The following is a 10112-nucleotide window of genomic DNA, read 5'->3' as shown; positions in this document are numbered from 1 at the left end:
TCCGGTACAACGACGCAGCCCCATACAGATTGGTGCCGTCGATGAAGTCAAGTCGCACGTAGGTGAAGACCAGACGGCTGCCCGGCGCGACGGGCCGCAGCCCGTCCAAAGTCGCTCGTACCGCGTCGGCGGTGAGGTATTGCGTCACGCCTTCCCAGATGAAGAAGGTGCGGTAGTCGATGCGATAGCCATACTCGGCCAACGTCGTGAGCAAGTCGTCACGCTCGAAGTCCAACCCCACCAACCGAACTGACCGCGGCAGCTCGCCCAGGGCGCGCTGCACGGTCGCTGCCTTCCGGGCGATGTTCACTTGAAGGTCGACCTCGAAGATCGGAACGTGGGTGCGCCGGGCCAACCGGTAGGCGAGCGTGTCCAATCCGGCGCCCAGCACGACGACCGCGTCGATGCTGGCCAGCGCTTCGTCGAGCTTGTCGCCGATATAGCGCTTGCGGCAGGTCAGATTGGCCCACAATCCCGGGCCGGAACGGTCGATCGCGTTGACGATCATCCGGCGCAGCACCGGCGAGCGGGCTGCGCCGGTGAGCAACCGCGTTGGCGCCGGCAAGAATGCGGCCGCCAGATCGTCGTCGACCAGCCGCCGTCCGGGTGGCTCGTGTTGTTCGACGGCTGCCAGCACCATCGGGCCAAAGGCTGTCTGCGCCGCCGGATTTCGCCCCATCGGTTACTTTTTGTTCAAGAAGCCCGCATCGACCGGCATGGCGATGCCGGTGATGTAGCGTGCCTGGTCGGAGACCAGCCACGCCACCGCGTTGGCGATGTCCTCAGGTTGCAGCACCTGCACCGGCAAAGCGTTGCCCATGTCCGGCGGCGAATCGGAGTCGGCGACGATTTGGGCGAGCCACTGGCGGGTGAAGTCGTTGTTGATCATCGGTGTGTCGACGCCTGCCGGGTGTATCGAGTTGACGCGAATATTATGCGGCGCGAGCAGATTGGCATAGACCCGCATCAAGCCCACCATCCCGTGCTTGGTAGCGGTGTAGCCGATCGAGCCGGCATCGGCGCTGCCGATGCCGGCCAGTCCCGCCGCCGAGCTGATCAGCACGATCGAGCCGCCGTCGCCTTGCTCGGCCATCGTCGGGATCGCCACCTCTACGGTGTTGTGCACGCCGGTGAGGTTGACGTCGATCACGTCGCGCCAGCCGTCGGCGCCAGACTGCATCGGCGCGATTCCGGCGTTGGCCACGACGATGTCCAGCCGGCCCAGCTCGTCAAGGCCGGCCTGCACGGCAGCGGCCAGCGAGTCGCGATCGCGGACATCGCCGTGGCGGGCCACGATGCGAGCGCCGGTGTCCTCGACGAGCTTGACGGTGTCAGCCAGATCTTCGGCGGTGGCCATCGGATAGGGCACGCTGGGGATCTGGTCGCAGAGGTCGACGGCGATGATGTCCGCGCCGTCGGACGCCAGCCGCATCGCGTGCGCGCGGCCCTGGCCGCGCGCGGCGCCGGTGATGAATGCGACCTTTCCCTGGAGAGGGCGCTGGCTCATCAGGGACGCAGCTGTCCCCTGGACGGGTCGCCGGCGACGACGGGTTGCAGCATCTTGATGTCGGGCGCCCCGGCCAGATGCTCGCCGGCGTCTTTGAACATCGTCGCGATCGCGGGCGCCGTGCTGTGCGCCTTGAGTGCGTCAGCGTCAGCCCACTGTTCGACGAAGACGAAGGTCTCGCCCGACTCATGCAGGGCATAAAGCTGGCAGCCGGGCTCGTCGTGAACGTCTTTGACGGCGCGGGTCAGGATCTCGCGGACAGTGTCGACCGACTCCGGTTTGACGGTCATGGTGGCGACGACGACGACAGGCATGCGGGGGCCTCCTGAGGTTGTAGCGGCGATCGCGAGCGCGGCGGAGCCGGGGGCAGCGGGTCGCCGCCATGGTTGTGGCGTGACCGCTGTCACCCTACCCAGGTGTCACTGCACGCGAGCTGCCCACATGGCGGTAACTAGTGTGCCTTATGGTGCCTATGGTGCATTTGGGATTAGGCTTGCGACCATGCCTAGTAGGACCGCCGCCCGATCCGGCAGCCGAACGAGCAGGTCAAAGGCCGCTTCGCGGGGTAGTTCCCGGCCCGCACGACCGGCCGCGCCTCGGAAGAGGGTGAAGAAACGCCGCAATCAGTCCCTGCTCGTCACCGCGGGGCTCAGTTGCGGTCACGCGGTGCGTGCCGCCTGGCTGATGCTGGCCAGAGGTGCCGGCACCACGGCGCGGTCCGTGGGCCGCGCTCACGACATCGATCCCGGCCATCGCCGCGACGGGATCGCGCTGATGCTGCTGGGCGTCGCCGTCGTGATTGCCGCCGGCTCATGGTTCGACGCCGCCCGCCCCGTCGGGGCATGGGTCGACTCGGCGCTGCGGCTGTTCGTCGGCTCAGCTGTCGTGCTGCTGCCCGTGGTCACTGCTGCCGCGGCGGTAGCGCTGATGCGCACCGAGCCGAACCCCGAGGCTCGGCCCCGGTTGATCCTCGGTGCTGCGCTGGTCGGGCTCTCGGTGCTGGGACTGTGGCATCTGTGGGCCGGCTCGCCGCAGAGCCCCGACGCACGTCGGCACGCGGCCGGTTTCATCGGATTCGCTATCGGTGGGCCGCTGTCGGACGGCGTGACCGCATGGATCGCAGCGCCGCTGCTGTTTATCGGAGCGTTGTTCGGTGTGCTGCTGCTGACCGGGACCACAATCCGAGAGGTTCCAGAGACGCTGCGCGACATGTTCGGCACCCGGATCTACCCCGACATGGAGCCAGACGTTGCCGAAGACCTTGCGGCCGAGTCATTTTCTGAATCATACGACGATGACGACGAAGCGCAGGTGTGGCTCCCGAGCGATGATCCGATCCCCCCGGACGACACTCCCACCATCCCGGAGCCGACCGCCCGCACTCGCCGTCGCGCCGCCAAACAGGCGCCGAAACACGAGACCCTGCCAATGGATCGGGTGGTCGAGGGGCCGTACACGTTGCCGTCGCTGGATCTGCTCATCAAAGGCGATCCGCCGAAACGGCGCAGTTCGGCCAACGACCGCATGGTCGAGGCAATCACGTCGGTGCTGCAGCAGTTCAAGGTCGACGCGGCGGTCACCGGCTGCATGCGGGGACCTACCGTCACCCGCTACGAGGTCGAGCTGGGGCCGGGCGTCAAGGTGGAGAAAATCACTGCGCTGCAGCGAAATATCGCTTACGCCGTGGCCACCGAGAGCGTTCGGATGCTGGCCCCGATCCCCGGCAAGTCGGCGGTCGGCATCGAAGTGCCGAACACCGACCGCGAGATGGTGCGGCTGGCCGACGTGCTGACCGCGCCGTCGACGCGACGCGACCACCACCCGCTGGTGATCGCTCTCGGCAAAGACATTGAGGGCGAGTACATTTCGTGGAACTTGGCGAGGATGCCGCACCTGCTGGTCGCCGGTTCTACCGGCTCCGGCAAGTCCAGCTTCGTCAACTCGATGCTGGTGTCGTTGCTGGCGCGGGCCACTCCTGAAGAGGTCCGGATGATTCTGATCGACCCGAAGATGGTGGAACTGACGCCGTACGAAGGCATTCCCCATCTGATCACCCCGATCATCACCCAGCCCAAGAAGGCCGCCGCGGCGCTGGCGTGGCTGGTCGACGAGATGGAGCAGCGCTATCAGGACATGCAGGCCTCCCGGGTGCGTCATATCGACGACTTCAACGACAAGGTGCGCTCGGGTGAGATCACCGCGCCGCTGGGCAGCCAACGCGAATACCGGCCCTACCCGTATGTGGTCGCGATCGTCGACGAGCTGGCCGACCTGATGATGACCGCGCCGCGCGATGTGGAGGACGCCGTCGTGCGGATCACCCAAAAGGCCCGCGCCGCTGGTATCCACCTGGTGCTGGCTACCCAGCGCCCGTCGGTCGACGTGGTCACCGGCTTGATCAAGACCAATGTGCCGTCGCGGTTGGCGTTCGCGACGTCGTCGCTCACCGACAGTCGGGTGATTTTGGACCAGGCGGGCGCGGAGAAGCTGATCGGTATGGGCGACGGCTTGTTTTTGCCGATGGGCGCGGGCAAACCGATCCGGCTGCAGGGCGCATACATCACCGACGAGGAGATCCACGCCGTCGTCAGCGCCTGCAAGGACCAGGCCGAGCCCGAGTACACCGAGGGCGTCACTACCGCCAAAACCACCGGCGAGCGCAAGGACGTCGACCCCGACATCGGCGACGACATGGACGTGTTCCTGCAGGCCGTCGAGCTGGTGGTGTCCAGCCAGTTCGGGTCGACGTCGATGCTGCAGCGCAAGCTCCGCGTCGGGTTCGCCAAAGCCGGCCGGCTGATGGACCTGATGGAGACCCGCGGGATCGTCGGGCCATCAGAGGGCTCCAAAGCGCGCGAAGTGCTGGTCAAGCCGGATGAGCTGGCCGCCACGTTGGCGTCCATCCGCGGCAGCGGGGGAGAGGAACCCGAGTAGCGCCGAGCGTGCATTCAGGGCGGATTCTCCGCCGAAATCTCGCCACCAGTGCACGCTCGGCGCAAAGCTTTCATGCGCTGATCAGGCGTCGATTACTACCCGCCCGTTTTTTGCCCGCGAGACGCAGACGAGCATCTCGTCGTCGCCCTCCGCGGCGCGGCCCCGGCGATCGACCTCACCGGCCAGCACCTTGACCTTGCACGTGCCGCAGAACCCTTGCTGGCACGAATACGGGGTCGCCGGGTCACGGTCGAGCATGACGGCCAGCGCCGACCGGTTCGACGGCACGGACAGCACCCGCCGCGAGCGGGCGAGTTCCAGCTCGAACGGAATGCCGTTGACAACCGGTGGCGGGCTGAACCGTTCGTAGTGCAGTGGCGCGTCGGCATATTCGTTGCGCGCTGCGCGCACCGACTCCAGCATCCCGCTCGGCCCGCAGACGTAGACCGCGGTCGTGGCGCCGGCGTCGGCGAGCACGTCCTCGGCAGTGGGCAGCCGGCCGCGCTCGTCGTCGGCCCACACGGCAACCCGATCCGGAGCCACCGCCACCACTTCGTCCAGCAGCGGCATGTAGTCCCGGCTGCGGCCGGCATAGACTGCGCGCCAATTGATTCCGTGTTGCTGTGCCAGCCGGATCATGGGCAGGATCGGGGTCACCCCGATGCCGCCGATCACGAACAGCACGTCCCGCTCGTCGGTGACGAGGTAGAACGCGTTGCGGGGGCCTTCGAACACCAGCGTGTCGCCGACGTCGAACGACTCGTGCATCTCGACCGACCCGCCGCCGCCGTCGGCGATCCGGCGCACGGCGATGCGGTAGTCGGTGCGCCGTCCGGGCGGGCCGCACAGCGAATACTGGCGGCGCCGGCCTGAGGGCAGCCGCACATCGATGTGCGCGCCCGGTGTCCAGGACGGCAGCAATCCACCGTCGGGGTCGGCGAACGTCAACGCGACCACGTCGGGGCAGAGCAGTTCGCGTTTGGTGACCACCGCGTCGATGGTGCGCTGTACCGGCGCGACCCGCGATGGCGTCCATCGCGACGCCGACGCCAAGCCGCCGAAGAGAACACCCACGCCCCACAATGCGGTCAGCACGCGGTCCCGCTTGCGACGACCGTAGAGGTCGGCGGGTCTACTGTTCCAAATAGTCTGTGGCACAGTGCGTTCCCTTATGTCTGTCGAATGTCCAAGCGCCCGAAGAGCCGAAGCAGCGAGGGACTGATCCGGCGCAGCGCGTAGGCCACCCGGGACTCGGCTGGGATCGGCATGACCGCCGGGCCGGTCTTGATCGCCTTGACGATCGCCTTGGCGGTGGCTTCCGGGCTGTAGTTGCGGCGCCGATACGCCGCGTCGGCCTTCTCCCGCGCCCGCTGCTGCTGCTCGGCCGTCATTCCCGCGTAGACGGTGCTCTTAGCAATATTGGTGTTGACGAAGCCTGGGCACACTGCGGTGACCCTGATGCCCTCGTCGGCGAGGTCGGCGCGCAGTGATTCGCTCAACGCCAGCACCGAGGCCTTCGTGGTGCCGTAGGCGACCATGGATTTCGACGGCAGGAACGCCGCCGCCGACGCCACGTTGATGATCGTGCCGCCCTGGCCGCGCTCGACCATCTGGGCACCGAACGCCCGGCAGCCGTTGATCACCCCGCGGACATTGACGCCGATGATGGTGTCCCAGTGCTCCGGCGTTGTCTCCAAGAACCGGCCCGCCATCCCGATGCCGGCGTTGTTCACCAGGATGTCGACCACTCCATACTTGCTAAGTACTTGTGCCGCAAGGTTCTCCATTGCCGCATCGTCGCTGACGTCGGCCTGGTAGACCGCGGCCTCGGCCCCGAGTGCCCGCACAGCCTCCGCGGTCTGTTCCGCGGCGGCCAGGTCGCGGTCGACGATCACGACGGCACGGGCGTCGTGGCGAGCCAACTCCATAGCGGTGGCCCGGCCGATTCCCGCACCTGCACCGGTGACCAGCGCGAGTTTGCCTTTCACGTCACTCGGCCCGGTGTGCACGACGGATTCGCCTCCGCCAGACGCGCCCTCGATGACCCGGTCGACCCACTCGCTGGTGAGCCGGGCGACGACGTCGGGACGCGAGGTCACGACCCAGTGGCCGCCCTCGATCGGGACAACCCGGCTGCCAGCCGGAATCGAGCCGGTGAACCGCTGCAGGGGAGGAGAGACGAAATAGTCCTTGCGCGCTACCAGAACTTGCACCGGCACAGTCGTCTGCGGCAGTTCCTTCGGCGGCGCCAGCATGGGCGCCGGCATGTTGGCGCGGTACAGGTTGAGTCCGTTGAGGTAGTCACGGATCGACCGGTAGGCCGTATGACGCTGGCTGCGGGTGCTCGATCGGCCGATGCGCTCAACGGCCTCAAAGACTTTCATCGTTGCCCGGGTTCGGATCGCGATCTCCGGCGCACCCGGGCACAAGAAGAACCAGATGTAGGAGGAGGCCAGGATCTGTCTGAGGACGTCGGCGGCGGCGCGCGGTGTGCGTGGTGACCGCAGAAACTTGCCCGCGTAGTTCAGGTGCGGACCCGAGATCGACGTGAAGGACGCCACTTTGCCGCAGACGGAGTCGTCGGTGATTGCCGCCCAGCACTGGATGGAGCCCCAGTCGTGGCCGAGCAGGTGGACCTCGTCCACCCCTAGGCTGTCGATCACCGCGCCGATGTCCGAAACCAATTGGGGGAACCGGTATCCCGATCGATCTGTCGGCTTGGAAGACTCACCGGCTCCGCGCACGTCGAAGGCCACGACGTTATAGCGGTCGGCCAATTCCGCTGCGACCCGGTCCCACACGTGGTGGTTATCCGGGTAGCCGTGGACGGCCAGGATGGTCGGGCGTCGCTGGTCGATCTCGCCGTACCGGTGCACGGCCAGCTCGACGCCGTCGGACGCAGTGACGTTGTGCCTGCGGGCCAATATGGCGCCGCTCCTCATCGCTTGGCTTTGCATCGTCGCCGGCGCGAGTGCTCAGTGAGACGCGCGAGCAGCGGGCGACTTGGCCAAGTACTCCACCGCGCTTCCCACACCGCCCAACTGGGAGGGATGGAAGCTCGGCTTGTAATAAGCGCCGATGACGCGCAGGAACTCGAACGGCCCGGGCACCAAACCCCGGCGCGCCGCACGGAAGTAGTCGCGCCAGCGGGGTTTGGTCCCCGGCGGCAGGTGAGGGTCGACCGAGTACATGAATCGCACGCCGCGGACGAACAGCCACAACATCGCTGGCGTCACCAGCAGCTGGGTGCGCACCTGCCGCCAGTACCCGGCGCGCAGATGCTTCATGGTGTCGAACGCGACGGCTTTGTGTTCGACTTCTTCTGCGCCGTGCCAGCGCAGCAGGTCCAGCATCACCGGGTCGGCGCCGAGCGCGTCGAGTTGCGGGGTGTCGAGAATCCATTCACCCAAGATCGCGGTGTAGTGCTCGATGGCCGCCACGATCGACACCTGCTCGGCCAACCAGCTCTGCCGTCGTCGCGCGCTCCAGCGTGGCCGGTCGCCGATGAGCTTGGTGAACAACCAGCGGATTTGGTCGGTGAACGGCGTCACGTCAATGCCCTTAGCGGCGAAGTGCTCGAGCACACCGGCGTGCGCTTGGGAGTGCATGGCCTCCTGGCTGATGAACCCCTGCACGTCCAGCCGCAGTTGGTCGTCCTGGATCAGCGGCAACGCCTTCTTGAACACCTCGACGATCCACTCCTCGCCCGCGGGCAGCAGCAGATGCAGCACGTTGCAGAAGTGAGTGGTGAAGGGCTCGTTGGGCACGTAGTAGAACGGCAGCTTGGCCCAGTCGAATTCCACGTCACGCGCCTGCAGGACGATGCGTTCGTGATCGAGCGACGCGTCGTGAGGACCCGCTGCCTGGTCATCGACAGTGAACATCGTTACGACCTCCCTTGTAGTAGCTAGGCTACTGCGTCGCCGTCGAGGATCCCCCTCTCCTCCTCGGTGATCAGACGCTCCCGCCGCAGGAACCCGACAAGGTCATCGACCGTCTCGGCCAGCGCCGGCTCACGCCGGCGGATCTTGGCCAGCGCGCGGGCATGCCGGTACTGGGTGTTGTCGTAGCGCTTGTCGCGCATCGCCTCGATCTTATCGGCCGAACGGGTGAGGAAATCGACCAGCGGATAAAGCGGGTCGCGCGGCGTGCACCGGCGGTTCACCTGCTCGGTGAAGGACGGGATGTCGTGGTAGGTGAAGCGGTAGCCGTAGCGTTCGGACAACAGCCGGGTGACGTCAGTGAGGTTGTAATAGTCATCCGCGGTCATATTGAAGACAGTGCCTGCCTCCGCTGGAAGGCCCATCAGCGCGACGATGTGATCCGCGATCAGGTCTGCCGGCAGCAGGCTGATCTGGTTCAGCGCGTTGACGGCCAGTCCGTGCTCGATCATGAACGCCGTCAGGCGCACATAGATGTCGTCCTGGCTGCCGTAGCCGGCGCTGGTGGGGGAGATCAGCGACGGCCGGTAGATGCGCACGTCGAGTCCTTTTCGCTGCGCGGCAAACGCCAGCTGCTCGGCGACCCACTTAGTCTGCGAGTAGCCGAAGTCCAGACCGCTCATCTCCTCGTTCGCGTAGTCTTCCCCGACCACCGGCAGGGTGCTCCAGCCGTAGATGAAGGTGCTGGAGACCAGGTGGAAGGCCTTCCGGTGCCCGGTCATGGCAAGCCGCAACAGCTCATGCGTGCCGGCCACGTTGGTGGGCCGCAGTGCGTCGTAGGTCCGGACGTAGTTGACCAGGGCGCCGTTGTGGACGATGACATCAACATCCTCGGCCAGCTGCTGGAAGGCGGCCTCGCCGATTCCCAGGTGGGGCTCGGCCAGGTCCCCGCAGATGACACGCACCCGCGCCCGGATCTCGGCTTCCCGAGCCGGTGACCATAGCTGCGCCCGGCGCAGCGAGGCGACGATGCGGTCCAGGCCGTGTGCCGCATCGGTGGCGCGCACCAGCGCGTGGACGTTGTAGGACGTCTGACCGAGCAGGCTGCTCAGCAAGAACGGCCCCAGGAACCCGGTCGCACCCGTCAGCAGGACGTCGCGCGGCGCGCCTTCTCGCGCGGGCGGCAGCCCCGGCAGCGGCAGCTGCGTGTCGGCGCGCATCCGGGCGGTCTCGTATTCCTCGTACTCGACCGAAATCTGATCCAGCGCCTGGCGCAGCTCATTGAGCGGCTGCCCGGAGTCCTCGCCGAATTCCCGCATGAGCCGGAAGAACTCGGCGACGGTCAGGCGCTGGAGCAGGCGAGTGTTGACCTCCTCGGCCAGCTCGCCCGCGCCATGCTCTTCCAGCAAGGCCTGCAGGTCCGCGCGGAGCTCGGCCAGGGCCAGCGAGTCGATACCGAGATCGGCGAAGGAGCAGTCCTCGTCACCAGTGAGGTCATAGCTCTCGATGAGATTGCGGAAGCGTTCCAGCGGACCCGTGGTGGCGTCCGACGCCTCACGGGCCTGAGGGGTGTAGCTCGCCAGCACGGGCAGTTTGCCGTCGAGCCAGAGCTGACGGGTCTGCGCGCGCCTGATCTTCCCCGAGGTGGTCTTGGGAATGCTGCGCGCCGGCAGGAACACGATGGTGTGCGGATCGATGTGGGCATGCCTGCGGATGGCTCGCGCCAGCATCTTGGCGTCCGGGAGTGCGTGCTCGTCGCGCACCTCGGCGGCCACCACCAGCACTTCCTG

At 66.8% G+C, this 10112-nt stretch carries 8 protein-coding genes; 1 reads left to right on the top strand and 7 read right to left on the bottom strand.

Going from position 1 to position 10112, the window contains the following annotated elements; genetic code table 11:
- From VFA16_RS16515 to VFA16_RS16505, 3 genes are all read right to left on the bottom strand, one after another.
- The coding region (locus tag VFA16_RS16515) for an SAM-dependent methyltransferase (RefSeq protein ID WP_324968855.1) at window positions 1-679 on the bottom strand (679 nt) is incomplete at its 3' end.
- Between the two features lie 3 nt (window positions 680-682).
- On the bottom strand, window positions 683-1507 hold the full coding sequence (locus VFA16_RS16510) for a mycofactocin-coupled SDR family oxidoreductase (protein WP_324968854.1): 825 nt from the start codon (window positions 1505-1507) through the stop codon (window positions 683-685).
- Window positions 1507-1821, bottom strand: a complete 315-nt coding sequence (locus tag VFA16_RS16505) for a putative quinol monooxygenase (protein ID WP_324968853.1) — start codon at window positions 1819-1821, stop codon at window positions 1507-1509. The genes VFA16_RS16510 and VFA16_RS16505 overlap by 1 nt, the downstream gene beginning before the upstream one ends.
- Window positions 1822-2008: 187 nt before the next feature.
- Between VFA16_RS16505 and VFA16_RS16500 the strand changes: the two genes are divergently transcribed.
- The gene (locus VFA16_RS16500; RefSeq protein WP_414687743.1) at window positions 2009-4441 is read left to right on the top strand and encodes an FtsK/SpoIIIE family DNA translocase; all 2433 of its coding nucleotides are present in this window, start codon (window positions 2009-2011) and stop codon (window positions 4439-4441) included.
- Between the two features lie 81 nt (window positions 4442-4522).
- On the opposite strand, the gene VFA16_RS16495 is transcribed toward VFA16_RS16500, so the two are convergent.
- From VFA16_RS16495 to VFA16_RS16480, 4 genes are all read right to left on the bottom strand, one after another.
- Window positions 4523-5614, bottom strand: a complete 1092-nt coding sequence (locus VFA16_RS16495; RefSeq protein ID WP_324968856.1) for a PDR/VanB family oxidoreductase — start codon at window positions 5612-5614, stop codon at window positions 4523-4525.
- A complete protein-coding gene (locus tag VFA16_RS16490; protein ID WP_324968851.1) occupies window positions 5611-7383 on the bottom strand; it encodes an SDR family oxidoreductase in 1773 nt (590 codons plus the stop codon). The genes VFA16_RS16495 and VFA16_RS16490 overlap by 4 nt, the downstream gene beginning before the upstream one ends.
- A 33-nt stretch (window positions 7384-7416) precedes the next feature.
- Window positions 7417-8325, bottom strand: coding sequence for a metal-dependent hydrolase (locus tag VFA16_RS16485; protein ID WP_324968850.1), 909 nt, complete (start codon window positions 8323-8325; stop codon window positions 7417-7419).
- 23 nt (window positions 8326-8348) lie between these two features.
- A partial coding sequence (locus VFA16_RS16480; protein WP_324968849.1) for a thioester reductase domain-containing protein occupies window positions 8349-10112 on the bottom strand: 1764 nt, incomplete at its 5' end.

The organism is Mycobacterium sp., assembly GCF_035653355.1.
In the GTDB taxonomy this organism is placed as follows: Bacteria; Actinomycetota; Actinomycetes; order Mycobacteriales; family Mycobacteriaceae; genus Mycobacterium.
This window is presented reverse-complemented; position numbering and strand designations above follow the sequence as displayed.